Raw genomic sequence first — 25937 nt, 5'->3', positions numbered from 1 at the left:
CTCAAGATACGAGCTGTGAAGGACGATCTATATTTCTCGATCGGAAGTCCTCACGACGCCGTAGGGTGGCGAGCGGCGGTTCGCCAAACAAGTTGCGATAGGCAACTGAAAAGCGGCCCAGCTCCCAGAAGCCATGCGTGGTGGCGATCTGGGTGACCGTTGCACAGTCGGGTGCTGCTTGTCCCAAGGCGCGGTGAACAAGGTGCATCCTCCGCAAAGTGAGGTAGCGAATCGGGCCCATACCCAGATGCTCCTCGCAGACAACTCGCAGCGTTCGCTCCGCGACCCCGATCGCGGAGCATATTTCATCCAGGTACAAAGGAGTGTTTGGGTTCGCATCTATAAAGTCTTCGAAGCGCGCGACGATAGTCCCGTGTCGCAGCCTGCCATCTTTCGATGCCGAGACGTTGCAGTCAGCCACGCATCGCAGCAGAGCGTAGACCAATTGGTGCTCGATTGCGCGGATTACCTCCGGAACCTCCAGAAGCTCAGGGGCTGTTTTGGCAAAGGCTCCGGCGATCGCATGCAGGTCCAGAAATCGTTTCATCAGGTCCGGGGCAGGCCTCAGGAAACGCGTACGCTGCTGTGGATCGAACTCGAAACCCATCATCGAACTGCACGCTTCAGCAAGCTCCTTCACTGCAAGCGACACTCCGCCGAGGCGATATTGTCCAGTCGTCACCACATGCTGCATGTCATGATCGTGCGCGCACAGATCACCTAGGGAGAATAACCGGCCTCGATTGTACACCTCTGGCTGATCTTCAGTGAGGAAAGTAAATACCTTGCGAGTTGCCGTGACCCTGCCTCTGTGTATACGCGGCAAAGTTTCATCGAGTCGCTGCATCCACAGCCGATCCAATGTCACTTGCGTTAGCTGGGCTTTGAATTCGCCCTTCGCCGTCGGGAATATCTCTATGTCGGCCGAACGGATGCTCGCTGCGTACTGAGCCGGGTCAGCGAAATTGAGGACTTTAGTCCGATTCACTTTGAGCTCCACCAAATACGCCGGTACACGCTCAGCGAGCAACACTCTCTGTTTCTAATTCAGCATGTCAAGAAAATCTATGCAGTATCGGCAAAAATCATTTTCCATCGATATGCTGAAATCGCATAGGCCGCCCGAAGCGAAGATGACAACTTCTCAAAGCGCGCACAAAAATTTTCCGGAACCGCCCGGTCTGAATTGATTTGAGATCATATCAAATGCGACCGGCGAAGAGGCCAGATGCGCGAAGAGCGATTGACCGCGGCTGAGTGCGAGGAAATCGAGGCGGCGATGCGCGACGATGCTGCATTCCTGCCACCGGGATCAATTGCACGAGAGAAACTGTTGCAGCTGGCGGAAGCGTACCGGGTTCTCGCCGGTCTCAAAAGAATAGTAGGTCGTCAAGTGAATTGATAGTTTCCCATGCACCTACCGCATCGCACCATTAGAACGGTTGCCGCAGCGCAGGACTTCTCCTGCTGTTGCGCGTCAGAGAATGCGAATGGCGAGCTGGTCGTTCGTCTGTGGACTCTTCTCCCGAAGCAACAGCGGCGATGGGCTTGGTCATAGGCACTCGAGCTGGTTCGATGACCTGAGTTTTTCCGGAATTGCATAGGCGGCCTGAGCGCTGAATTTTATGCTGACCAGCCAGCGACTCCCGCGAACCCACCTGGAGAACACTCGTGCAAACGTCGATCTTGCATCGCCCGGGCCGCGAGAGCCGATCGTTTCATCTCCCGATAGGCTTTCCACGGGTTAGAGGAATGCTCATGATCACTGCTCGCTTGCTCCCCATCATTCTCGTCCTTGTACATGCGCTGCCGTCAGTTGCTATCGCCAAAGAGGCGCACGACCGCGCCGTGTCAGTTCGCGATACTCGGCCCGCTCCGCGCCTGAGAACGAGCACCGTCGCTCGACAGGATTTGTTTGATCGCCGTAACCCAAATAACGCTCGTGCAGACTGGCCAAGTCCGCCTGCTCAACCCGGACAGTTCTGAGGGTAGCAGATCTCATCTGGCTGACGCCGGTACGCCAAAGGGTGATGCCAAGTTCTGGTCCAGTCTTCTTTGATTGGCCGCTAGGGCCGAGGCCCATCGGCCGAAAGTGCATAGCAAACGGCTCTTGTTTGTTGTGATCTCGAACGCAGAACCCGATCGCTTCTCAGAGAGTTCCAGATGCGCAAAATAGTTCTTTTCGCGACAACGATCCTTTTAGCTACGAGCTCGCATTCTCGGGCCCAAACAGACCTCACCGCCTACGCCGATGCCAACGGATACATCGACGTCCAAACATTGACCTGCGCCGCGCTCGCGGGCACTTGGCAGGGGGACGCCGATCGGCTCACGACCTGGTATAGCGGCTGGTACAACGGCCTCGCCAAGAAGCATTACTTCAATATAGCGAGATCGAAAGAGCTCGAGCATGAGGTGATCGTCTACTGCAAAGCAAATCCTCAAATACGCATCATTGAGGCCATTGACGTCATGCTCAAGCAAGAGAGGCTCTCGGCCGGTTTCAAATGACATTGCTCTTGACCGCAACTTTTTAGATCGTTGAGGTGGAGCACGCGGTCTTCGCGAAACGGCTTTCATCTCGGTTTCGGCATCAGGATTGGTCGACAGAGAAAATAGATCTCGATCGCCGGAATTGCATAGTCAAACCTGTAATGCTCTTCCATGGTTGCCCGGAGAGCGCGACGCCTTCCGCAAATTCTGGAAGCAATAACGTCGACGAAAGAGGGGGCGATATGACGAGCAAGACGAAGGCTGCCGCGCTTGCGGGATTTTTGGGCGTTTCAATCGCGTTCGCAGGCATCGCCGGCGCGTTTGGGCAGGCTGCTCCGACGTCATCCTCGATAAAAACGATTGGCACCCCTACCGCGGCTGTCAAACCGGAAATCGTCCCGTCTTTGTTCGTGATGAACTCCCGCGGAGCGACACTGCAGGGAGATAACCTCGTTCTGACTGGCGTCACGCCGAGCTCGATCATCTTCGCAGATCGCCCAATACGAGCTGCCGGTCACCAGGCCACTGCCGACGTGATCGCAGAATGGGGCTCAGGAGAGGACAGCTTCGCCAAGAACCCACCCAATGCGACAGTGTCCGTTTTAGCGAAGGACGGCTCAGTGAAGGATGCGGTGGTGGTGCTGAAGAACCCGAAGCTCGAGGGTGACAAGCTGACTTTCACCGTGCAGACCCTGGAAGGTGATCTCGCCGGCGCCGATGGAGCTGCAGCGGTCTTCATCGATATTATCGGGCGGCCGCTGACGCCGCTATCGTTTGCCGGAGTTGCTCGCCGTTCCGCATTCCGCGGCGCAATGTACGCGGGCGCCGTAGGGGCCGCCGCATATGGGGCGGCCGCTTATGCCGCGCCCTACTATCGTCCCTATCCGCCTCCGGCATGCGGCTACTATCCCTACCCGCCTTGCTACTGAAGACCGCAGCTCCGCAACAGACAATCGTTGCCTTCGACGCTCGGCGCCCTTTGCCGGATGCGCTCGATCGCGGCATCCGATCGGCCCCCCGAATGCTCCTCCAAAACTGCGTCCGAAAACTTGGCGGCAAACTTGGCGGCTTCGACTCATAAGGACCAGCTCATGTGGCGTTTGGCACGTATCGCTCTCCTCGCCACCACGACCGGCGCTGTTAGCGCATCGGCATCTGCTGCCGACCTCCCCGGCCGAGTGGAGTCCCTCGCGCCGGTCGCCTATGCGCCTGCGTTTTCATGGACCGGCTTCTACGTTGGTGGCGAGCTGGGGTGGATACAAACAAACCCCCAATACACGACCGGCGCGCTACTGCTCGGTGCTCCGTTCCTGCTCACATCCGGATCGCGTAAGGATGGCCTGACATATGGAATGCTCACTGGCTATAATTACCAGGTGGGTCAGTTGGTGTTGGGCGTCGAAGGTGATTTTCAGGGATGGACGGTCGGCGCTATACGCTACACCGCAATCACCGGCGATTTCCTTACGGCGCATAGCAAATGGGGCGGCTCGATACGCGGGCGGCTCGGCTACGCTGCCGATCGCGCCCTGCTCTATGTGACGGGTGGAGCGGCGTTCGCATCCATCGAGACCTCGATTCCCTTTACCGGTATTTCAGTCGGCGGCGACGGCACGCGCGTGGGCTGGACGATCGGGGCCGGGCTGGACTACGCCGTCACAAACAACTGGTTCACAGGGCTCGAGTATCGCTACTCACAGTATCAATCCAGATCCTTGGTGTATCCAATACCGGTTCTTAATCTTGGCATCATCGGGTTCAAGCAAGAGCTGAGCAACAACCAGGTCACGGCTCGCCTGGGCTATAAGTTCTGAATCGTTTTCGACCCTGGCTAAGCCCACATCGAGTAATTGCAGCAACGCGGGATTTCGTCATGCTCAAACATCTAGGCACGCTGTTGCTCGTGGGGCTCGCCACGCTGTTCGTATCACCTGCGGTTGCCCAACAGCCGCCTCCCGGAGTTAGCGTCGGTACCCTGACGTGCAAAATGGCGCCTTCCATCGGCTTGCTCTTTGGATCCCGCCAGCGAATGGCATGCCGCTTCGCACCCAACGGCCCCTATCCGCCAGAAGCATATCTTGGCGTGATGGGCACTATTGGTATCGATATCGGGATCACGGCAGGCGGAGCGATGGCATGGGGCGTCTTTGCACCAACGGCAGGTCCACGACGCGGATCGCTATCCGGCACCTATGTGGGTGCGAGTGGCGCCGTCGGCGTTGGCGTCGGCGTCGGCGCCAATCTGCTATTCGGTGGAACGGGACGTTCGATCGCCTTGCAGCCGCTCTCCCTCGAGGGCTCGGTCGGGATCAATTTGTCGCTTGGAGTTTCAAGCCTCACGCTTTCCTTGGCGCAATGAATTACAGCCAAAGAGCATCCCTCACCGTTCATCACGAGCCTGCAGCCAGTTCAACGACCGCGCGGTTCGGAGCCAGTCATCAGAGGACGTATCGATGAGAATGACAGTCAGATCAATTATCATCCTTGGGGCTTTCCCGTGGCTCGCCATTTCGTCGATTGGCACGGCTTCCGCGCAGGCAGACGTCGGAAAGGCACTTTTGGAAAAGCTGACCGCCAGGGTGGCAAAGCTTGAGAGCGCCTGCGCAGGCGATATCAAGAAATACTGCAAAACGGTGACGCCTGGTGAAGGGCGCATGATTTATTGCATGCAAGCCCATGAAGACAAGATTAGCCCCAAATGCGCGTTTGAACTCGGGGAAGCCACGACAAGTGTACAAACGACGGCAGACGTCCTGAAAGACGCTGTGATTGCATGCAAGGCCGAGATAAGCGGACCGTGCGGAAAAATATTGCCCGGCCAAGGTCGAATGGCTGCTTGTCTGCTGTCGAATAAACCGACAGCGTCTGCAGGTTGCGTCGAAGCCATTCAGAAGATCGAGTCCATGGCCGCTCAATAGCACTGCAAGCGCGTAGTATCTGTCAGGGATGGCCGTCTCTCCTCCCGTGTACTACGCGGCATGGTCGATCGGGCCTGAAGGGCGAGTCACTGCCTCGCGGAGAAGCGGCCACGAACAAGGGACGGGGGCCACTCTTGTTCTCTTGAATACAAGATCCTTCGCTGACGCCAACACATCAATTCAATTCGCCCGGAATCAGCTTTTTGAAGCTCGCCAGGGCTCGATAACTGTCTTCACGGCGAGTCTTGCACGCTTGCAGCCCCGGACGATTTTGACGCGGCCGTGCAAAGTTATCGCAGGTGATGAATTTTCGGGATTGGAGTTAAAGTACTTAGTCCGTCCAAGCCCGGCGCTTATGTCACGATTGCAACAACAGCATGAGCTTATTGGCAAGATCGCCGTCTGCGACATCGCTCATCCGGCAATTCGACGTTTCCGACCATCGGTCTGAGTGGGTAGAATTCTCGGCCGGGCAAATTGATGGGCTGCGACTGAGATCGTTGGAGGAAATTCCCACCCTCAGTTCCGCCGCAAGCCTTGAGGATGAATTTCGAGCGAGAAGACTGGCAACAGCATCACATCGGGCAACGCGAATAGCTCAAAGTTAAGTCCGGCATTCCCGGGAAAATTCTTACGATAGTGTTGTCGTCGACGACTTTCGCGCTGAATTGAACATTCGATGCCATGATGTCATCCGCACATCTGGCGATGATATGAAGAACATTGCCATCTTCTTTCCGCCTGCTGACGGTACAGGTCTGCATTTGACCCCGAATCTTGTCTCCCTCCAGGATGAACCCACCGCCGTACTGGTCCGAATCCTGCCGAAAGGAAATCGCACCGTCCTTCTTCATGAAAACTTGGCCGCAAGACGAGGGAGAAGTGGCCCACGAGCCGGTGATTTCGAGCGCGTTCGCCGGAATGGCTAGGGCAGACCAAGCAACAGCAAGCGTCGCAACGAGGAGACATGCTCTGCGCTTCATATGATTCTCCACGTTGCTAAGTGTCCCCCAAATTCGGCGGCGGATCACCATTCAGGAGAGACTACGGGAGATCGCTGGTTTCCGGCTATGCAGTTTCGGCAGGAAGAGAGGGTTCAGTCGACCGGGCAATTATCGCGGCGGTTTCCGCGCGCTAGCCGTAGAGACCTTGAATTCGGGCCATCGAGAGTATGGAAGGCGAAGCGGGACGGCCGATTTCGCATAGTCGTCACGGTGCGCAGTTCCTAAGATCGAGGCTGTTTGCGTAGGCCAAGCTGGGGCGGCATGGTCGCCAGGTGGCATCAGAGCGTTGTCGGAGTTCGGACGTTGGACAAGCTACGGAGGCGCTGGGGGATGTCGTTCGGGAGAGGGCAATGGTGGCTTGCCGTTTTTGGTGTCGGTGCACTCGGCTATCTGCTGGTGGCGTACGTCTTGGCTCCTTCCTTCTGGAAGCACCATGAACACGAACCCGGGCTGGCCGATTTACCCGAGGTAACTCGCACAGCAGACGGCATTCCCGGCGATGCACTGAATGTCGGGTTGGTCGGCGACGCCCAAGATATTGCCCGCGCGATGCATGCCGCGGAATGGTTTCCCGCAGACCCTATCACTCTGCGCACAAGCATTGAGATCGTGGGTAGCGTCATTCTCGACCGGCCATACCGCGACGCGCCGGTCAGCCCACTGTTCTACGATGGAAAACGAGAGCAGCTCGCTTTCGAGAAACCGGTGGGAAGCAGCGCGGACCGTCGTCATCACGTTCGACTGTGGAAAGTTCTCGAGAAAGGGACCAGCGGGCGACCGGTCTGGCTTGGCGCGATCACCTTTGATCGGGGAGTTGGAGTGAGCCGCGACACCGGTCAAATCACCCATCACATCGGGCCGGATATTGACGCTGAGCGAGACCTTCTGATGCACGACTTGCGAGCCGCCGACATGGTTGAGGCGTTTTTTAAGGTTTCCGGAGTTGGACCGACACTATTTGCGCGGAATGGCGAGGGAGATCCTTATTACACCGACGGGGAAATCGACGTGGCGCGCCTTGTCGTCGACGGTCACAAGAGCACGCAACCACCAGGAGCCTTGCCAGCGCCGGCTTTGATAGCCCTAAAGGACAGGGTCTGGCATGCTGTGAGTGCCAGCGTCGCCAAATAAAAGCGGACGCCCCGTCCTGTGCTCGATGTCGATGCTCTCGGGCCTTGCAGATAAAGAAGAGCCTCAAGACCGTCATGCGCGAACACAAAGCTCACCGCTCCGTCGCGAATTGCTTGCGGAATCTCGGCAGGACCAACGCCTCGAGCTCTGCTCCTGGCACCCGCTGACCAAGCCTGGATGGTGAAGAAAGCTTCGTCGTTTCACATAAATCCTGGGTTCCGAGGCAGGTACTGGGCCCAACTGCCGAAATCGCGTGAGGACATCAGCAACATCGGAAACTTGATCCGCATGCCGTGCTCGAACGCCGTCGTCAGGGCAGCTTCGCTCGCACCCGGAAGAAATGCCGATACTTGCGGTGCGCCACTCTCGACGGCCAGGCGCAGCGCCGTCCTGAAGGCGGTGGCTGCGGCGCCGGACTGCAGGACCGCGACCGGTCCGATATGGCCGCCGGCATCGATGTAAACGTAGCCGGCCCAATCATCTCCGTCGTACAGGCTGAAGCCTCGCATCCGGCTGTCGTTGATAAGATAGCGATGGTGCTTCTGGCGAGATACTCCAAGCACCCGCTCGTCCGCCTGCACGAGGCGAGCCAGGGTCGAGGCGTCTTGGTCGAGCGGAGCGCATTTGAACTGCGGCCCATTCAGGCGATCGATCAAACGCTCTCGGGGCGCGCTGACGCTGTAGATCGGAAACCGTGGAAACAGTCCGTGACGGATGTAGAGCCCCTGCGACACGGCATTGAAGGCAAAAGTGATCAGAACCCTGTTGGAAGCGCCGGACTTCTTGGCGTGATCCAGCGTCCGTTCGATCAGCTCGTTGCCGATACTCCCACCCTGGCGATCAGGCGATACGAAAAGCTGCGCCAGAAACCAGATATCGCCGCAGACCCAGCTCCAAGCAAAGCCGAGGATCCGGCCCTCGTCTTCCGCGACCCAGAGACCGTCGGGATCGTCCCTCAGGGAGAACAACTGAAAATTCGGAGGACTCGCTGCGGCCATGGACCCAAATCCATGGCGGGCCGTGAGATCGTTGATGCTGGCGACGACAAGCGCATCGGCGAGCTCCAGGTCCTCCGCGCGGGCGGGTCGGCAAACCATTGTCATCGAACGACTCCACGATCACGCGAACTCCCGAAAGGTCTGAATACCTGTGCCGCCGGATCAGTCTCCACAGCGTTAGGGACGCAGAAAGCCTCACCCGAGGGCTTTCCGCCACGCAAGACCGGACCGCCGGAGGCCAGTGGGCGGACGCCGCCTCAAGCGACCTCGCCGGCAGAAGGCACAGACGCATCCGGCCCCTGGAGTCGGAGCGCTCAGCTCAGAACCATTCGCCCGGGGTGTATTTGTCGACGATCAGAACAGAGAGGGACAGCAGCAGGCCCAGGCCACTAAACAGCGCCACCGAAAGCGCGGTATCGATGTCGGCGATCGATTTCGCGGACGCGCGGGGCAGCAGCCATGCAATCGCAGCGTTCATGTCACTCTCCGTTGAAGACGGCCAAGACCCGACGCCCACCACAACAGCAGGCGTTCGTTTCAGGATGACTTCGTGGGATTAACGAAACGGCTTCTCGATGCTGCGAAAACGCCTTTCGATCCGTTCCCCGACCACCGCTGCGAAAAGATGGTTGCGCGGTGTCGGCAAGCTTGTCAGCGCTCGATCGTACCGGTTCGCAGTATCTTCTTTTGCAGGAGCATAACTCCGTACAGCAGCGCCTCGGCGGTAGGTGGACAGCCCGGGACATAGATGTCGACCGGGACGATCCGATCGCAACCGCGCACCACCGAATACGAGTAGTGGTAATAGCCGCCGCCATTGGCGCACGATCCCATCGAGATCACATAGCGCGGCTCCGGCATCTGATCGTACACCTTGCGCAATGCTGGCGCCATTTTGTTGCACAATGTGCCGGCAACAATCATCACGTCGGACTGGCGCGGCGAGGCACGCGGGGCAAAGCCGAAGCGTTCGGCGTCGTAGCGTGGCATCGCCATCTGCATCATTTCGATCGCGCAGCAGGCGAGACCGAAGGTCATCCACATCAGCGAGCCGCTACGTGCCCAGGTAATCAGATTGTCTGCGGACGTGACCAGAAACCCCCGGTCCGACAGTTCGTGGTTCACTTCACGAAAGAAATGATCGTCCGCGCCTTTCGTGCCGGCATAGCGATGGACGGTCCCGACCGGCGCGGTCGTCGTGGCTGAACGCCCGCTTTGCATTATGAGTTGACTGTTGCCCATGCAAATCTCCTGATGGCCCAGCACTTGCGACGCACCGCCTGGCTCAATGAGCAAATCGGGCGAAGCCGAGAAGCAGGGCCAACACTGCGGCTCCCGCCAAGCCTGCGATAAAGATCGCGCGACGCAGGGGAGTGCGGAGAATGATCTCGCCGCCCCTGGCCTTCTCGGCCGGATAGGGCGCCGTCTGGCGTTCGTTCCTTTCTGTCATCGCTGGATCGGCTCGGTTTCCATGCATCCGATTGGTTTCGACAATGCACGCCGCTCTCGCGCTCTGTGGGGCCAAATCAAAGCAAGGCGAAACGTTCCAGGCCGGCCGGCTCAAATGTCGCCGGCCGGCAACCTGTTCCTCTTGATGCCGCGCGAGACTGCGCGGGTGCTTAGATGAACGCCCCTGGATAATGGGACGTGCATGCCATAACCCAAGTGATCGCCTCGCGATCATATTCATCGCCTGATCGCCAGCTTTCAAAAAATGTGTTTAGGCGCTCGACGCGCTCGGGCCAGACATGCGTCGCTTGCAGACCCAGGGAAACGCCGAAATTGGTGAAGGCGAACTTTGTGTCGCGCAGCGACGGCGCCCGACTGAAATAGCCCGGAGGATCAATCCACATCGTGTCGAGCGACCGCAGTGCGCGTTGCGCTTGCGCGATGGCCCATGACTCTTCAGGAAAGAAGTGAGCGAGCCACAGCATCATACCGAGCGCCAGGTCCTGGTCGATTTCGAGCCCGCGATAGGTCTGCTCGATCATGACGCTCATTTCCGCGATCTCGGACCTGAGTACATCGCTGTCGAGCAGCCGGTAACTGATATAGCCGTCATATGCATCCATGGCGCCCAGATCATAGCCGGGATAGGGACCGCTCAAATCTTCTTTCATTTTCCAGACCACACCGCGGTCGGGGATGACGAATGCCCGATGGATGTCGCGCGCCAACGCAATGCCGCGTTCGCGGTATTCAGGCTTCACATCGCCCAGCCGTGCCAGCGCAAAAAGCCACATCGCGAGGTAGTGAAAGTACTGTCCGTCGCGGTCGGCGGCCTCGCCGATGCGCAGCCCACGCGAACGGCCGAGTACGCGCTCCACATCGCTCACCAGCCGTTCGGCTTCGTCCAGCCAGCGGCGCTCGCCCAGTTCGCGGTAAAGCGAGACGTACAGCACTACCCCAAAGGCATCAGTCCAGAGATAACGCAGGCCGTTCGGCCAGATCCGCTCGGCCCGCATCCAATCGAGCTTTTCCCGCACATAGCCGATGTCCCGCAGCATCGGGCTACAAGCCGAATGGATAAGTGTCGGGCACGCCGGCCTTGGCGTGCTCCGGTCCTAGCGGCGTAACCGCCGAGGTCTCATCGAACCAGACGAAGGCGTCGAATTGCTGCGGTAGCGAGGCATTGGCGTAGTGGCTCATTAGTTCGGTATCCGGCCTGTAGATGACGCCGATGAACCGCTCCAGCCGCGGCTCCAGAAGACGGCGCCGGACTGCCTGATCGCGGCCAAGATCGAGTAGGCAGCGTGGAACATTGGCATCGTGGCAGGCGCGCTCGTAGCTGTCGCGATGCGACGGTCGCACACGCTTGATTTCCATATCGCCGCCCCAGTCAGAAGCCGCTGCCACGGTGCCCGTGTGCGTGCCGAAGCCGATCAGTGCAGCCTCGCCGCCAAATCGCTCTCGGCAGAGCTGGCCAATGTTCAGTTCATCGCGGACGGCGCCCATTTCGGTGTGACGGGCATCGCCGATGTGAGAGTTGTGTGCCCAGACCACGGCCTTGGATTGTGGCCCGTGCGCGTCAAGCAGATGTCCAAGCGTCTCGAACATGTGCGTGTCGCGCAAGTTCCAGGATTCAGCGCCACCATAGTACATGATCCGATAGTAGCGCTCGGCGGAAGCGATCAGACGTGCGTTCTGCGCGGCATCCAGAAAGTCTTCACCGTTCTCAGCAATGTATTCGATCCGCCGTTGCAGCAGCTCCCGACATTGATCGACCACCGCCTTTTCGCACTTGCGGTAGCCTGCTGTGAGCACCGCTCGGCCGTAAGTGGAGGGTTCTTTCTGCCAGGGCGTGAGGCAAGCATAGCGCTCACGCGCCACGGCCGCAGCTTCAGGATCGACTTTGTCGAGATATTCGAGGATGGCGGCGATGGAACCGCTCATGTTGTAGAGGTCGAGACCAAAAAAGCCGGCGCGCTGCTCCGGCTTGAGATTGTCATTGTGCTCCCTCATCCAACCGAGGAACGCATCCACATCGGTGTTGCGCCACATCCAGGTCGGAAAGCGCTGAAATGGCGGTTCCTCTCCAAGACGTGCTGGCCGATGGCGTACATAGCGGTCGGCGGCGGCCGCATCGGGCCAATCCGCTTCGACGGCAACGATCGTGAAACCATGCTCCTCGACCAGACGCATGGTGATGGCCGCCCGCGCGCGATAGAACTCGGATGTTCCGTGGCTCGCCTCCCCCAGCAAAACGACGCGGCGATCGGCGAAGCGATCGAAAAATTGTCCGAAAGCGCGGTCGTCGAGCTTGGGCAGCGGTTCGGCCAGGCCGGCGATCATTTCAGACAGAGTTTGTCCACGTGATTGGCCCTGCGCGCCGCTCGTGGCCGCGCTTCGACCATCCTCCGCCCAGCCCTGTTCGCCGATCAATGGCACGAACGCGACGGCGCCAAGATTCTCTTCTTCGAATTCAGACCCGCTCTTCCGGGTGAGCTTTATCAGAGTCTGATAGCGCTCTTCCTCGCCTACCGGAATCACCAGACGGCCACCGATTGCGAGCTGCTCCTTCAGCGCCGAAGGCACCTCGGGTCCGCCAGCCGCGACCACGATTGCATCGAACGGCGCGGCCTCGGGCCAACCGCGCGTGCCATCGCCGACGCGCAGTTCGACATTGTCATAACCGAGCTTCTTCAACCGTTGCTGGGCGGATTTGCCTAACGAAGGGTGGCGCTCAATGGCGCAGACCCGGTTGGCAATCTGACTCAGGACAGCTGCCGCGTAGCCGGAGCCAGCGCCTACTTCGAGAACGCTGTCGCCGGGCTTTACCTCGGCCGCCTCGATCATCAGCGCGACGATGTAAGGTTGCGAGACGGTCTGACCTTCGCAGATCGGCAGTGGGCAGTCTTCGTAGGCGAATTCTTCGAAACCGGGTTCGACGAAAACCTCGCGTGGCACACGCCGCAGCGCCTCCAAGACGTGTGTATCCCGCACCCCGCGTCTGGCAATCTGAATATCAACCATCTGGTCCCGGGCGCGCGCGAGATCAAGCATTGGCTTTACCTCGTCATCCGGCATGGGTGTGCTCTCCACCCGGACGAAATTCCGCGCAGAGCATCGCCGGCGTCCTTGCGGTCGCGGCTGAGTGCAGCGACAATTTCGTCGAGCCAAATATTGGTCGTCTGCAGTGTCCGTGGACGACATCAAGGCCAGTTGCGCTCATCGCAGCCTCGATCTTTAGCGTCGGTCAAACTCCGTCATGACGGAACGCGTCCTTCAAAACTTCGTTCCAGAGCCTCGATCTATTGGCGGATCCCGGTGCGACGCGGAAAACGACTTATCCAAAAAACTGGTGTGAACCGGAACTACCACGCCGGCTAGAGGGTTCGTTTTGAAGGTCGCAACAAGCAGCAAAGGAGTTGCAGAATGGCAAGAGTGAGCAAGCTCTCAATTGCCGGCTTGGCGATAGTCGGCTTGTTTGGCCTCGGCGCCACCAGTGCGTCCGCGCAGGCCATCTATGTGGATCCTTATATCCAGCCCTATCCTGTCGTCGTAGCCCCCGGCAGCGCTTACGTCGCACCGGCGCCGATCGTGCGCGAGCGCACCGTCGTGGTGGGCCGCCCTGGGTACACCCGGCTTCCAGCATATTCGTATCGCGCGCCGATAGTGCCGTACGGCTATGGAGGCTACCACCCCGGATACAGCTACGCGGGATATGACTACGCGACGGATGTGATCGCCTCCGATTGGTGAACCGGATCCGCGGCTACATACAGCATGGCCCCGCCGAGGCGGGGCCATTTCACTAGGCGGTTTCTTTGCTCGCTGCTGCAGATGCACGAGCGCACATTCTCCCGAAACAAGACGCTGACGATTCGTTGCCGACGTTTCAGCGGTACGGCGCGATCGGATTGCTATCATCTGGCTTGGCCAAAAGCGTGCGGGTTCCGAGCCAAGCCAAAAATGTGGCAGAGGCTTGAAGCGGTAAATCGCGAGGCTACTTTTTGGATCAGCAAATCAACTTCCGCGTTGGTATGCGGAGGAAGTAGCCTGGTTGAGGGAGGATCATCATGTCCATCAAGGATCTCGTTCCATGGAATAATAGGAGTCGCGAGGTTGGTCTCCCGCGCAGTACGGACGTGCATCCATTCTATACGTTGCAGCGCGAAATCAATCATATGTTCGACGATGCGTTTCGCGGGTTCGATCTAGCGCCATTCGGACTAACCTCCTGGTCAGCGGATGGGCCGGGTTGGCCTCAGATCGACATTGACGAAACGGACAAAGAGCTGCGTATCACTGCTGAACTGCCTGGTCTCGAGGAGAAGGACGTCAGTCTGCAAATTGCAAATGGCGTTCTCTCGATCTCCGGTGAGAAGAAATCGGAGTCGGTAGATAAGGATCGGCGTTTCAGTGAACGGTACTACGGCCGCTTCGAGCGGCGCATTCCGCTACAGGACGTCAATGAGGATGAAGTCTCAGCCGCGTTCAAGAATGGCGTACTGACAATTACGGCGCCAAAATCCGCGGAAGCGAAGCGCAACGTTCGCCGCATCGCAATAAATCGCAACGGCTGACGTACTCGTTCGCCCGCGAGAGTCTCGCCGAGTTGGGGGCTCGGCGTGACGATGGGAATTTGCGCCGGCCGCGAGTGACGAGCCTTTAGTATCGCGCCTGACTTTATCGCTGAAAGAAGCCGGGCAGGTCGGAGAAGAAGCGGTCAAGATGTGGATCGTAGGGCGCCGCCGTCGCGCACGATGTTCGGCGCCCTGGCTTGCCGGCTCCAGCCCCTCGATGCTCGCGCCCCGTCGTCAACCATGCGCGGTGCTCCAAGCCTGGGACGCGCGAGGTTATCTTTCCCTGGGTTACGTCTCGATTGCTGTAGATTCAGGAAAAGCGACAGCAAGGCCGTTGGTAGCGGGAGACCGCTACATGGCTAAACCCACTATTGTGGAGGCGCTATTCTCTTACAGGAGGGCAGCTTAACTCCCGACGTCGCGCCTTCATAGCCCGCCAGGAGCCGCCGTTCTTACGCGGTCCTCGCACGCCCGTGCGTTGACATAAAATTTACGATTCGGACGGAGCCGCTGATTAAGAGGCGTGTGATTTCGCAGCAAGATCAATCGTCATTCCGACAAACGTTTCGTCCCACCTGCATTGAACCCGCAATAGGTTTTCTCTTTGTCGGAATGAGCCGTCTCGTACACCGAGGGCAATAACCTCGCGATCCACCTGGCCTGCGCAGGTTCAATTCCCGGAGACGCAAACACCGATACCAACACGCTTCAAGTCCCGATCTGAGCGAGGCACCTCCCTACGTCCCGAACGTAAGTAGCGATCGAAAAGATCAACGAAAACAGTGAGCTTTGGGCGGGATTGACCACCTTTATCGCCGTTTGTTCACGGGGTTTCGGTGGTCAATCGGTGGTCGAGTGCATCGACTAACTGTCGGAGCCCGCCTGAGGAAGCGGCAGAGACCATAGCGGATCCGCCGCACCCACCATTCGTTGCCAAAGGACGGCGGAGCTGGATTTCAGGAAGCTCCTCTGCTCGAGGTGCCCAGGGGCGGACTGGACATCAATCCATCAAACTACAGCCGAGCCACTCCTGCCCACTCGTCACGCCGCACCGCCGGGCGGCACAACGTCGCTACCCAATACGGATTCTGTCTGCGGGAAGACGGTACAGGCCAAACGGACGAACGGCGGGTGGCCCCGTCTTGGTGAAGGCGAACTTTCTGCGCGCCTCGACTTCTTTAGAGATGCGCGGTCCAGGCGCCCCATCGTGAACGAACTTAGAGCGTTCGCCCAATTGAATGAGCTCCTTGGGACCAGCGATCGAGCGCGTGCCATTGAGGAATCCAGAGGTGTGCGCATTGGCAATGTCCAAAAACTAGTCGGATCACGATCATCAGTCTCTGCGGTAAAGGCGCGCGAGGTCAGGCGTACCATGGCGCGATCTGCTCGAGAGCTTTGGGCCTTACTCCTCTTTCGAGCCCACCGAACAATGCAACAACGACCGTTCCGAATGATCGAGAACGTACCGCGCTGAATCCAACGCCGCTATGCGCCCGAGAGCAAACGTCAATCGCCACAACAGCTACGTCCGTTAACCCCGGCAGAAGCTCCACTGATCCAAGCGGAGATTCTGTTCAGACAAACGGGACCAGCTCTGAGAGCGGTTTTTGCTATGTTCATGCCTCGATAATTTGGAGCTTCTCAACCACTCTCGCAAGAGTGCTGGCGGCCCACTATTTCGTGGCTACACCGGACCCGGACAGAGCGGTCTCCAGACAGTGAATCAGAGCCGGCGTCGAAAACGGCTTCGCGAGAAAGCAGATGGCGCCGGCCTTCAGCGCGCGCTCGCGCACCGCGGCGTCGTCTGGAAAGGCCGTCACGAAAATGAAAGGCGTGTGGTGGCCCAGGCCGCGAATATGCACCAACAGATCGACACCACTCATGGCCGACATCTGCACATCCGCGATGACGCAGGACGTCGTCTTCAGTTCTGCCGACTGGAGAAATTCGCGAGCGGAGCCAAAGATGGAGACAGCGTATCCCCGCGACGTCAGGAGATTATTCGTTGCAAGGCGGACTGATGGATCGTCGTCAATGACGGAAATGACCGAGGGGGCTGACAAGATGATCGCTCCTGATCGGGGGCTGCCGATCATGGTGCAGCGCCCACCGGAAACTGGGCCCTCGTAGCAAGCTTGAAAAGCATACTTAGGTTTGCACGTTTCCCCCTGGGCGTGGGATTCCGAGCGCCTCGGTCATTCTGACGAGATCGGCCAATGACTTGGCGCCCATTTTCCGCATGATCTGTCCGCGATAGATCTTGACGGTAATCTCTGCCAATCCAAGCTCGGCGGCGACTTGCTTGTTCATCAGGCCGGACGCAACCAGGGCGAGGATGTCGCGCTGGCGCGCGGTCAGACCCTCGAAACGGGACCGCACTCCTGCGACCGACTTCTCGGCATTGCGCCGCCTGCGATCTCGATCGATGGCAGCCTGAACCGCATCCAGCATGTCCTGGTCGCGCACCGGCTTGGTCAGAAAATCGATGGCGCCGCTCTTCATGGCCCTGACAGTCATGGGAATATCGCCATGGCCGGTGATGAAGATAATGGGCGTGCGAATGTTGGCCTTCGCGAGGTCCGTCTGGAGGTCGAAGCCGCTCGAGCCCGGCAGCCGGATGTCGAGCACAAGGCAACTGGGGACCACCGGCGGCTTGGCTTCCATGACCTCCGCCGCTGAGCCGAAGGCCTCGACCCTGAGGCCGACCGATTGAAAAAGATTGGTGAGCGCACGCCGCATCGACGGATCGTCATCGACGATCAGGACGATCGGATCGTCGGCACTCGCCTGTGCCTGCATCGGCTTGGCGTGGTCCGTCACGACGTGTCCTTGTGTGGGAAGGGCAGGGCAATCTGGAACGTTGCGCCGCTCCCCTCATTGGGAAGGGCCGAAAGCCGGCCGGCGTGAGCCTCGATGATCGATCGGCAGATAGATAGTCCCATGCCCAGGCCGCTCGACTTTGTGGTGAAGAACGGCGTGAAGATGTGGTCTGTCACGTCGCAGCCAAGGCCGACACCGCGATCTCTCACGGTGAGGAGCAGGTGGCGGTCGCCGTCCTCGCCAGCCTGACTGGAGCGGATCGCCAACTCGCGCGGACGGTCAACATTGGCTTGCATGGCTTCGATCCCGTTCACGACAAGGTTGATCAGCACCTGCTGGAGCTGGATCCGATCGCCGCAAATCTTGGGCAGGCCGGACGACAACTCCATTCGCACCGACACGGCATTTGTAGCGAGCTCGCGCCGAACGAAGGCTATCACCTCCCTGACAACCTGATTGATGTCGAGCGCAACCATCTCGATTTCGGTCTTCTTCGCGAGCGCCCGAATCCGGCGGATCACCTCGCTAGCCCGATTGGCGTCCTCGACAATCCATTCCACGGAACGTCGCGCAGCATCCAGATTGGCCGGGTCGCGACCGAGCCAGCTGATACAGGCGTCCGCATTGGAGATCACGGCGGCAAGAGGCTGGTTGATTTCGTGGGCTATCGAGGCGGTGAGTTCGCCGAGCGTCGTGATGCGTGTGACATGGGCGAGCTCGGCTTGCGCTTTGCGTAGCGCTTCTTCAGCCTGCTCGGCCCGGATAGCCGCCGTCACATCGCTGCTGACGCCCCGATATCCGAGAAAATGGCCGTCCGCATCATGTAAGGGCTTGCCGCTGGTGCGCACGTAAATTGGAGATCCATTGCGATCCCTGCCGCGGTAAACCAGATCGCGGAACGGGAGGTGGGCGTCGAGCGTCGCGCGATGCTGCTCCCACTTTCCCGGCTCAAGCTCAACGTCGGGCGGAATGTCCCAACGGCTCAGGCCAATCAAGCCCGTCGGCGTAGCACTGGCCGTATCGGCGTGTTCCGATATCTGCGTGATACGATGATCCGACCCGGTCTCCCAAAACCAGTCAGATGCCGTTTCAGCATAGTCCCGGAACCGCTGCTCGGATGTCTTGAGTTCATCAAATGCCCTTTGCAGCGCTTCTTTTGCAGCGATCTGCTCGGTGACATCCACGTGGGTACCGATGATCTCCATCACTTCGCCGTCGCTGTTGACGATGGGATGTCCCTCGGTATGGACTCGTCGTATCGAGCCGTCCGGGCGCGCAATGCAAAAGTCAACTTCAAAGGGTTCCTTTCGCCGGACGGCCCGACGTTCCACCTCGACGATCCGTTGGAAATCCTCAGGGAGGATGCGTTGCTGGAAAGCCCGCGCCGGTACTTCGATCGGGCCTGGGTCAAATCCGAACAGGCGGTAGAGTTCAGCCGATCGGTAGGCAAACTCCTGACGACGCACATCCCAGGCCCAGCTGCTTGTATGGCTGAGCCGCTGTGCCTCGGCCAAATAGGCCTCGCTGCGGCGCAGCCTCTGTTCCGCCTCTTTTGCAACCGTGACATCGGTGACAGCCCCGACAAATTCGATGAGCCCGGATCCATGTCTGACCGCGCGTGCTACGGAATGGAGATATTTGACTGATCCGTCAGGCATCAGCAGGCGATATTCATGGTCGAAATCCGCTGCTCGGCGGGCGGCTCGATCGAGGGTCTTGCTGACCGCAGCGCGATCTTCCGGATGGATGCGCTGGACAACAAAATCCAAGGTCGGCTTCACCGCCAGGTCGCATTGGAAGATGCGAAAGGTTTCCCTTGACCAGACGATCGCGCCTGTTGCGATGTTCAGGCCGAAGCTGCCGGTGCGGCTCAGTTCCTGGGCCTGGGCGAGGTAGGCCTCGCTCTGGCGTAGCGCATCCTCCGCCTCCTTGCGCTGGGTAATGTTTTCGCAGGCGACCAGCACGATCGGCGTACCGTCGCCGCGCAGCATCGCCTTGGCGTTTTCACGGACCCAAAGGACCGATCCGTCCTTCCGGAACTTGCGAATCTCCCAAGTATGCGACTGGTGCAGGGTTTCCAGGGACAATGCTACACATCGGCGAACAAAGTCGTGGTCCTCCTCGAAGAAGACGTTGAGCACGGACTGGCCAATCAGCTCGGCCGCGGTGTAGCCCAGCTGTGCGGCGCCGAATGTATTGACGTTGAGCACCGTTCCGGCCCGATCGACCATGAAGTACATGACCGGATTGTGCTCGAACACCTCGCGCCACTGCTTCACGGCGTCGCGTAGATCGAGGATGTCTTGCCGCGAGTCATCTCCGACAGCGGGCCTGTCCTTCTCGCCGTTGCCGAAAGATCGAAGTGCCGCGAGGCCGCCGAGCAGCAATTGTGCGGCCGAATTCCCGAATTTCGCGATTTGGCCAGGCATCATCGCAGGCGTCCCGGCTCGCTGGGGCCGCAGCAAGTAGAGCACTTTGCAGCAAGGGGAGCAATTCCCTCCGACCAAGTTAGAACTCCGCGCCGAAATTCGCGGTGGCCGTGCAGCCTGCCGGCCTTGCGCCGTCTCGTTGCGAAGGTGCGGCGGGGTCCGAAACTACGGGACAAACTTACGTATAGCTCGCGCATCCCAAGTCATAGCGCACATTTACCTCCGTACAGTTGAGCGGTCCGTTGCGGGCGGATTAGTCTCATAACCAATCGAGGGGACGCGATGTGCAAGGCACAAGCCGGCAATTAGCTCGATGTGCTGCTTACAGCTCTGCGTCCGTTGCCCGACTTGCCGCATGAATGGCTGATCACGATTAATAGGCTGCATTTCACGAACGGAGCGTGGATGGCTCTGCGTCAGCGTACGAGCGAATCCACGGCCATGAAGCCGGGAGAGTATGATGTGCGATACGCCTGAACACTCCGAGCGCGGTCCTGCTGTAAAAGGTTGCGCTGTCTGTAGCGGCAAGTTTGGCCTGATCCGATATTATTCCTGGCGAACGCCACTGTGCTCCAGAAAATGTCTCGACCGCTTCAGGGCGCGTCGCGAACGCGACCGCCGATGGTTGTTCCGATTTCAGGCGGCATGAGGATTTGTCCTTCGATCCGCTCCATCCGCCAATTCTGAACAGGAGGCTGCGTGCTGAACCGTGCTTGCAAGCTCCTCTTGATGATCGCGCTGCCGCTTCCGTTGATAACGGGAGTGGAGGCCGACGAGATTGGACCGGATAGTGCACATCGTCATCATCCGCCCCAGGATCAGCTCCTGCACGAGAAGTTCTATTCCAGCTGGCGTATGCCCGACAATCCGGTGCTCAGCTGCTGCAACAATGCGGATTGCTATCCGACCGAGGTACGATACATCGACGGCAGGGTCTACGCGCGACGCCGGGAAGACGGGAAATACATCCTGATCCCGTCCCAGAAGGTCGAGCGAAACAGAGACAATCCCGACGGCCGCAACCATTTTTGCGCGCCGCCGCCGTCCGCCTCTCTGGTCGACACGGTCTACTGCTTCGCGCTGGGAGGCGCCACGTGAGATTCATATTGGTGAACGACAGAACCCCTTTCCGCAAGACGTTCTGTCTATGGTGCTGCGAGCAGATCAGCACTGGTTATCTGCGCGACGCCAGGACGCAACTGCCTTACTGCGACTACGAGTGCTACGCGCTTCATGGCGAAGCTGCGCCGTTGATCGAGGGGCGTACGCGAGCGGCGTCTTGAGCGGACACGTGCTCGAGACGATCGGCGATGCGCCTGTCGGCAGGAGAGGACACGGCCTTGAGATTCATGCTCATCAATCATGGACGACCCAGCTACGGCGCCACCTGCAGCGCGTGCGCCCAGCCATTGGGCGCGAGTTACGTCCGGCATTTGTCTACGCGACGGCGTTATTGCGATGCGGATTGCTACCGTCGCTATCAACAGTCGGCCATGGGAATGCTCTGGCCTTACCACAGTTCGCTCGAGACGATCACGGTGTTGGCGGCCACTTCGAGCTGGAGCTGGCTGATGCAGATGAGCGCGCTCTCGCGCTCGCTGACGGACGCGTTTCTGCGCGCGCACGAACCTTCTGACCACGGAAGGAGGTGACGGCTAGCCGATGAGGGCCGCGCAGAGTGGTCGGCCGCAGTCACTGCATCCAGCTTCGCGCCGCGTCCAGCCCCGGCGTTGCGAAGCTAGGGCGCGGAGGCTGCGGCCGCTGCCGGCGTGTGCGGACGCGCAACTTATCTCTGAAGTGCGGGTCTCCTAAATTTGCCCGAGAGTATACCTTCCCAGAACCACGTCCGGCTGATCATTGCTGTTGCGACACCAGGACATCTTCGCTCCGCACAGGAGGATTACAAGCCGGTCGTCCCGTCTCGTGCCGTTCACGGCATCGCTCAAAGAACTGCCTAGCGCGCCCAATTTGGCGATGGTCCGAGTTTGCATCAGTTCGTTCCAGATCCGGAACGCGGTGAAGCAAACGTCGCGGTGCTGCAGATTTAGAACCCGCACAGCCGTTCGAGATCCTAAGCTCGTCCATTGAGACGACAAAACATGTTTGTTGCTTTGTTCAAGATGATCAGCGGGGTCGAAAAGTGTTTGATGTCTATCGCAATGACAAGCGTGACATGCTCGCTCTGCCGTGCCCGTGCTTTACTCTGCACATAACTGGCGCAACAGCAGAAAAAGAGTTCTCAAGGTCAGCGACGAAATTAAGTCGGCCGTTCAGGACTTCCAATTTTCCTTGACATCACGGCGGCATGGGGCCTCAGCTACCTTGAATGCGACTGAACTTGCGCTGATCGATCAGGTGCGGAGCGGTGATGTCCTGCAGCTGCAACGGCATGATGAGCCGGATGTGGATTAGGGAGAACCGTACAAGAACTACGCGAACAGGGCGGTCAGCCTAAGCCGCGGTTGGTCTCATTGGGAGTAACGTACCATGGCAGGTCCTTTGACCCAGAAGGACGTCGAGCGCCGCGCATATCAGCTGTGGGAGCAAGCGGGAATGCCTAAGGGGCGGGATCAAGAGTTCTATTTGGAAGCGGAGCGACAGCTGAAGGAAGAGCTGATCCACCACGAACTCAAAACGCCGGATACGCTGTAGAAAACAAGGAAGAGAGGTCCGCGCGCCTTCTATGGCGTCGAGATCAATCCACTGGCTGTTGCAACGATCCAGCGGTTGCCCAACGCACGATGGAGTCGATTCGTCCGATGCCGGGAACGGTGTCGGCCCGTGTTGCCATCCGAACCCCGTCGGGCCCTCCAAGAACCGCCATCCCGCCTCTAACATCAAGAACGGTCCAACCCTCAATGGTTGTCGGTCTTGTCTCCGGCGTGGGCATGAGAGGCGCTCCGGGCGTTCGTTGCCGAACGGCTTGTGTGATGTCGCTTGCCGTGATCGTTGTCAATACGCAAGGCCGCCGACAACATGGCGTCCATCGAAGCGCTTGCGGCGCTGAATCTCCATGCTGTGCAGCAGATAGGATTCAGGATCGACCTTCTCCACGTCGGCAATCAAGTCAAAGCTTGCGTCTCGAAACTCCTCACGCGATGGCGGCGGCATCGCCGAGCGACGCAAAGCCGCCCGCAGTCGGATTCAAATTGGCGAATGATCGTTCAATGCGATCAATTGCTGCATCCGCCATATCGCCAGCTTGATTCATATCGCTGGCGAATTGGTCCAGTTTTGCGCCGAGTTGGACTACGAGGTCGTTGGACATTTGTATCCTAAATTGAGACGTGAGGTTAAATCTGAAGTCGCGCGGATTTGCGTACCGCGCGCGTCTGGCAAAGGTCGCTCATACGTTTGAGGGCGCGCCAGGCTGCCCGAGAAGAAAGAAACTGTTCGTCGCGACGGAGGGATTGGGACCGGCTTCGCGTCTCTGAGGTAGGCCATTGCCGGATTCGAAAAAAGCAGGCTGAATCGGACAAGTCCAAGGCTTGACTTGGAATTTTCCTAAATCGTCGGTTGCACTCCGCCCACCCTCATGCGTTACTATGCCATCACTGGCCAAGGCTTTGTCCGTAGGCGTCGGTGGCTGAGAGACCAACTGGGCTCCCGCCTGCATCGCACGGAAGCATGAATGCCGCATCAGAAGCTAATAGCGCGCCTACAGGCGGTCGGCGGTTTATCTGAACGAGATAAGGTTAGACTCACGCGCATTCCATACAGGGTGAAATCCCTGGCTGATGGCGAATACGCGGTTCGCGAAGGAGACAAGCCCAGCAGCTGCATCGTTGTGATCGACGGCTTTCTAGCTCGGCAAAGAGTGGTGAATGATCGAAATCAGATCTCCTCGTTCTACATGGCTGGGGACATGCCCGACTTGCCTACCCTGCATTTGCCGATCGCGGATTGTGATCTTTGCAGCATAGGCAATTCGACGATCGCCGCTGTGCTTCATTCATCTCTCAGAGAGATGATGACCGACTCTCTCGGACTTGCACACGCTTTTTGGCGCGAAACGCTGATACAGGCTTCCATCTATCGCGAATGGGTTGAGAATCTCGGAGCCCGCCAAGCCTTAGGTCGACTCGCGCATCTTCTTTGCGAGCTTACCACTCGCATGGAATTCGTTGGGCTGGCGGACAACGGCAGCTTCCGGATTCCGCTCACGCAGCAAGATGTTGCCGATGCATGTGGACTTTCGATAGTTCACGTGAACAGGACGATCCAGGAACTCAGGGGTTTGGGCCTCATTGAATGGGAAAACCAAACCGTTACTCTGCTCCGCCCACAGGAACTGCAAGCTGTAGCCGAGTTCAGCCCTGAATATCTTCATGAGCTGAGCCCAAACGAAAGATCAAAACTCAGCAATGTTTTTGGAACGTCCCCACCCGGAGTGATTTAGCCGGCATGGTTCGATATCATTTCGACTACCATGAAGCGGACCTCGTTACCGTAGACAGCGCGGGTGAGGAATTCGCCAGCGTTGACGCCGCCCGAAGAATGGCGCTGATCGCCCTTGGCGAGGCCGTGCGCGACTTCACCTTTGCCGGCCGGCCTGGACGGATAGCTATTTGGGTTAGGGACGACACCGGCGGTGTTTTGAGTGTCTCTGCCATTATTGAGCATACTTCAGCCGGCGATGGGTAGGCAGGCGTCACTACCGCCGCTAACGGCACGATCGAATCGGCGCGCGCTCCATCAGGTCGCTAGGCCGTAGGAGCAAGCCGAAGAAAAATCGATGGGCTGGTGATTTGGACCGGTGACGGAAAACAGGCAGCCTCGGGTCGCGCCTAACCAACTGCGCACACGAGATTTGGAGAGCCGAGCGGCCCTGGGCTGGGACCAACAACCTAGCAGAGCCGACTCAATCGGCTTTAAAAACGACCCCGATGCGAGTATCACTGGACCAAACGAGACGACAATCTCTGATGATACGGTCTCTTTCCAACATCATCTTGAATGTGGGACGCATGTGCAGCTTCGTCGGTAACTCGATCCCGGCCCCGTCCTCCGAGATGTTGAACACGCGGCAACGTCGGCTGCCGCCATCTCCAAAAATGTATGCAACTAAGTCGACGTCCGAACGATCGATCTTCCGGCGATCCGGCATAATTATCCTTGAGCTGACGCGGCTGTCTCGTGTCCTTCACTGGCCGATGCAATTTCAAGCAACCTAAACTGCCTCGCGATCCGTGTCGCCAAATGCGACCGCTCTTTGGCTAGCTCTCTCTCATGGTCGGATACGTCGTGTCTGTCTCGCTCAAGGACCTCGACCAGGATTGTCTGGTTCTGAACATAGGTCGCCTTGTCAGCGATCTCTCGCGTCAAAACAGCCAATTCGTCATCATTATCTGAGGTCACCGCAATCTCTTTGGTCCGACTGATCACGTCGCAGAAAGGCGCTATTTGCATGCCTACTACTTACAGATCGTTACGCGAGCACCTTGGACTGCCCTACCTTCGGCTGGCCTTACACGTGCACCAACACCCTCCAACACCGGAGTCGTCAACCACGACTACGACCGTGCCCGCACCATGGTCGTAATCGGGATCGCTGGCGATGTCCCGAGCGACACGGGCACCGTAATCGACTGCTAGTTCAGCAGAGCCAAACATCTCTCCTGCATCGTCCGCCTGTATTTGACCATTGTGGATGATCGGAAAATAGTAGCGCCGCACAGCAATGCCTCCGTTCTTTAGCCGCGATCATGCCCACGTGTCAGGACGGCGCGCACCTGTCGGGAACGACAGGGACAGCTGCGCTAGCGTCGCTTCCACCTTAGGTCACACAACACCCGTGTGCCCAAACGCTCGGTCAGTGTGTTTCGCAAGGGTCCCATGTGCACGCTGCCGCACATTCAGTTCCTGTAACTAGTTCATGTGTATCGAGAATCCGGCCTCGCTTTGACCAGCGAGTGTTGCAACTCAGCTACAGCCACGTGCACCTTACCAAATTACGATCCTCTTGCAGGTGGGCGAATACACCGATTCATTGAACTCGTTTCTGGGGAGACACTCGCATGAAGAAGCTTTTAGTTGCCGCAGCCGGAACACTAGTTTTGGGCCTGTCGGCTCCCGCCAGTGCGGCGGACCTCGCTGCACGTCCCTACACCAAAGCTCC

The 25937-nt window shown here is 58.7% G+C and carries 26 protein-coding genes and 1 pseudogene; 14 read left to right on the top strand and 13 right to left on the bottom strand.

Translation table 11 applies throughout. The annotated features are described in order from the left end of the window. Window position 1: 1 nt before the first annotated feature. Window positions 2–1033 carry an AraC family transcriptional regulator gene (locus ABIB00_RS20750; protein ID WP_354105658.1) on the bottom strand — a complete coding sequence of 344 codons (1032 nt, stop codon included), beginning with the start codon at window positions 1031–1033 and terminating at the stop codon, window positions 2–4. A 195-nt stretch (window positions 1034–1228) separates the two neighbouring features. Here ABIB00_RS20750 and ABIB00_RS20745 point away from each other — a divergent pair, with 195 nt between their 5' ends. The 6 genes from ABIB00_RS20745 (at window position 1229) to ABIB00_RS20720 (ending at window position 5411) form a co-directional block, all read left to right on the top strand. Next, the gene (locus ABIB00_RS20745) at window positions 1229–1402 is read left to right on the top strand and encodes a hypothetical protein (protein WP_354105657.1); all 174 of its coding nucleotides are present in this window, start codon (window positions 1229–1231) and stop codon (window positions 1400–1402) included. A 761-nt stretch (window positions 1403–2163) separates the two neighbouring features. Further along, window positions 2164–2511: an HdeA/HdeB family chaperone gene (locus tag ABIB00_RS20740; protein WP_354105656.1), complete on the top strand. Its 348-nt coding sequence runs from the start codon at window positions 2164–2166 to the stop codon at window positions 2509–2511. Window positions 2512–2546: 35 nt separating this feature from the next. Further along, window positions 2547–3422: a hypothetical protein gene (locus tag ABIB00_RS20735; RefSeq protein ID WP_354105655.1), complete on the top strand. Its 876-nt coding sequence runs from the start codon at window positions 2547–2549 to the stop codon at window positions 3420–3422. A gap of 162 nt (window positions 3423–3584) precedes the next feature. After that, the gene (locus ABIB00_RS20730) at window positions 3585–4307 is read left to right on the top strand and encodes an outer membrane protein (protein WP_247352220.1); all 723 of its coding nucleotides are present in this window, start codon (window positions 3585–3587) and stop codon (window positions 4305–4307) included. A 59-nt stretch (window positions 4308–4366) separates the two neighbouring features. Next, window positions 4367–4852 (top strand): DUF992 domain-containing protein, encoded by a 486-nt coding sequence (locus tag ABIB00_RS20725; RefSeq protein ID WP_247352221.1) that lies wholly within the window; start codon window positions 4367–4369, stop codon window positions 4850–4852. Between the two features lie 94 nt (window positions 4853–4946). Next, the gene (locus ABIB00_RS20720) at window positions 4947–5411 is read left to right on the top strand and encodes a cysteine rich repeat-containing protein (RefSeq protein ID WP_354105654.1); all 465 of its coding nucleotides are present in this window, start codon (window positions 4947–4949) and stop codon (window positions 5409–5411) included. Between the two features lie 575 nt (window positions 5412–5986). Here the strand turns inward: ABIB00_RS20720 and ABIB00_RS20715 are convergent. Beyond that, a complete protein-coding gene (locus ABIB00_RS20715) occupies window positions 5987–6394 on the bottom strand; it encodes a hypothetical protein (protein WP_354050002.1) in 408 nt (135 codons plus the stop codon). A gap of 351 nt (window positions 6395–6745) precedes the next feature. On the opposite strand from ABIB00_RS20715, the gene ABIB00_RS20710 reads away from it, so the two are divergent. Further along, window positions 6746–7546, top strand: a complete 801-nt coding sequence (locus ABIB00_RS20710) for an LssY C-terminal domain-containing protein (protein ID WP_354105653.1) — start codon at window positions 6746–6748, stop codon at window positions 7544–7546. A 200-nt stretch (window positions 7547–7746) separates the two neighbouring features. Here ABIB00_RS20710 and ABIB00_RS20705 read toward each other — a convergent pair whose 3' ends face one another. From ABIB00_RS20705 to ABIB00_RS20685, 5 genes are all read right to left on the bottom strand, one after another. After that, window positions 7747–8649 carry a GNAT family N-acetyltransferase gene (locus tag ABIB00_RS20705; protein WP_354105652.1) on the bottom strand — a complete coding sequence of 301 codons (903 nt, stop codon included), beginning with the start codon at window positions 8647–8649 and terminating at the stop codon, window positions 7747–7749. Between the two features lie 214 nt (window positions 8650–8863). Beyond that, window positions 8864–9022 carry a hypothetical protein gene (locus ABIB00_RS20700; RefSeq protein ID WP_247444725.1) on the bottom strand — a complete coding sequence of 53 codons (159 nt, stop codon included), beginning with the start codon at window positions 9020–9022 and terminating at the stop codon, window positions 8864–8866. 173 nt (window positions 9023–9195) lie between these two features. Further along, window positions 9196–9765: a NuoB/complex I 20 kDa subunit family protein gene (locus tag ABIB00_RS20695; protein ID WP_502917856.1), complete on the bottom strand. Its 570-nt coding sequence runs from the start codon at window positions 9763–9765 to the stop codon at window positions 9196–9198. Between the two features lie 398 nt (window positions 9766–10163). Next, a complete protein-coding gene (locus tag ABIB00_RS20690) occupies window positions 10164–11051 on the bottom strand; it encodes a hypothetical protein (RefSeq protein ID WP_354105650.1) in 888 nt (295 codons plus the stop codon). A 4-nt stretch (window positions 11052–11055) separates the two neighbouring features. After that, complete coding sequence (locus ABIB00_RS20685) at window positions 11056–13047, bottom strand: protein-L-isoaspartate(D-aspartate) O-methyltransferase (RefSeq protein ID WP_354105781.1); 1992 nt, start codon at window positions 13045–13047, stop codon at window positions 11056–11058. 372 nt (window positions 13048–13419) lie between these two features. Here ABIB00_RS20685 and ABIB00_RS20680 point away from each other — a divergent pair, with 372 nt between their 5' ends. Continuing rightward, window positions 13420–13746, top strand: coding sequence for a hypothetical protein (locus tag ABIB00_RS20680; RefSeq protein ID WP_247352229.1), 327 nt, complete (start codon window positions 13420–13422; stop codon window positions 13744–13746). Between the two features lie 317 nt (window positions 13747–14063). Continuing rightward, window positions 14064–14570 carry an Hsp20/alpha crystallin family protein gene (locus tag ABIB00_RS20675; RefSeq protein WP_247444721.1) on the top strand — a complete coding sequence of 169 codons (507 nt, stop codon included), beginning with the start codon at window positions 14064–14066 and terminating at the stop codon, window positions 14568–14570. Window positions 14571–16243: 1673 nt separating this feature from the next. Here the strand turns inward: ABIB00_RS20675 and ABIB00_RS20670 are convergent. From ABIB00_RS20670 to ABIB00_RS20660, 3 genes are all read right to left on the bottom strand, one after another. Next, window positions 16244–16633, bottom strand: coding sequence for a response regulator transcription factor (locus tag ABIB00_RS20670; protein ID WP_247352255.1), 390 nt, complete (start codon window positions 16631–16633; stop codon window positions 16244–16246). Between the two features lie 85 nt (window positions 16634–16718). After that, entirely contained in the window at window positions 16719–17390 is a 672-nt protein-coding gene (locus tag ABIB00_RS20665; protein WP_247352231.1) for a response regulator transcription factor, read from the bottom strand. Continuing rightward, the gene (locus ABIB00_RS20660) at window positions 17387–19822 is read right to left on the bottom strand and encodes a PAS domain-containing sensor histidine kinase (RefSeq protein WP_247352232.1); all 2436 of its coding nucleotides are present in this window, start codon (window positions 19820–19822) and stop codon (window positions 17387–17389) included. The genes ABIB00_RS20665 and ABIB00_RS20660 overlap by 4 nt, the downstream gene beginning before the upstream one ends. Before the next feature lie 726 nt (window positions 19823–20548). On the opposite strand from ABIB00_RS20660, the gene ABIB00_RS20655 reads away from it, so the two are divergent. The 3 genes and pseudogenes from ABIB00_RS20655 (at window position 20549) to ABIB00_RS20645 (ending at window position 22471) form a co-directional block, all read left to right on the top strand. After that, the gene (locus ABIB00_RS20655; protein ID WP_354105649.1) at window positions 20549–20917 is read left to right on the top strand and encodes a hypothetical protein; all 369 of its coding nucleotides are present in this window, start codon (window positions 20549–20551) and stop codon (window positions 20915–20917) included. Between the two features lie 1042 nt (window positions 20918–21959). Further along, window positions 21960–22231 (top strand): annotated as a pseudogene (locus ABIB00_RS20650) (hypothetical protein). 75 nt (window positions 22232–22306) lie between these two features. Further along, complete coding sequence (locus tag ABIB00_RS20645; protein WP_247352234.1) at window positions 22307–22471, top strand: DUF2934 domain-containing protein; 165 nt, start codon at window positions 22307–22309, stop codon at window positions 22469–22471. A 439-nt stretch (window positions 22472–22910) separates the two neighbouring features. Here ABIB00_RS20645 and ABIB00_RS20640 read toward each other — a convergent pair whose 3' ends face one another. Further along, complete coding sequence (locus tag ABIB00_RS20640) at window positions 22911–23087, bottom strand: hypothetical protein (protein WP_247352235.1); 177 nt, start codon at window positions 23085–23087, stop codon at window positions 22911–22913. A 363-nt stretch (window positions 23088–23450) separates the two neighbouring features. Here ABIB00_RS20640 and ABIB00_RS20635 point away from each other — a divergent pair, with 363 nt between their 5' ends. Further along, a complete protein-coding gene (locus ABIB00_RS20635) occupies window positions 23451–24218 on the top strand; it encodes a Crp/Fnr family transcriptional regulator (RefSeq protein WP_247352236.1) in 768 nt (255 codons plus the stop codon). 5 nt (window positions 24219–24223) lie between these two features. After that, complete coding sequence (locus ABIB00_RS20630; RefSeq protein WP_247352237.1) at window positions 24224–24463, top strand: DUF6894 family protein; 240 nt, start codon at window positions 24224–24226, stop codon at window positions 24461–24463. 217 nt (window positions 24464–24680) lie between these two features. On the opposite strand, the gene ABIB00_RS20625 is transcribed toward ABIB00_RS20630, so the two are convergent. Then, window positions 24681–24926: a PilZ domain-containing protein gene (locus tag ABIB00_RS20625; RefSeq protein ID WP_247352238.1), complete on the bottom strand. Its 246-nt coding sequence runs from the start codon at window positions 24924–24926 to the stop codon at window positions 24681–24683. 344 nt (window positions 24927–25270) lie between these two features. Further along, complete coding sequence (locus tag ABIB00_RS39110; protein ID WP_456648627.1) at window positions 25271–25495, bottom strand: DUF6894 family protein; 225 nt, start codon at window positions 25493–25495, stop codon at window positions 25271–25273. Window positions 25496–25937: the final 442 nt, after the last annotated feature.

The organism is Bradyrhizobium sp. LB14.3, assembly GCF_040547985.1.
GTDB lineage: Bacteria > Pseudomonadota > Alphaproteobacteria > Rhizobiales > Xanthobacteraceae > Bradyrhizobium.
This window is presented reverse-complemented; position numbering and strand designations above follow the sequence as displayed.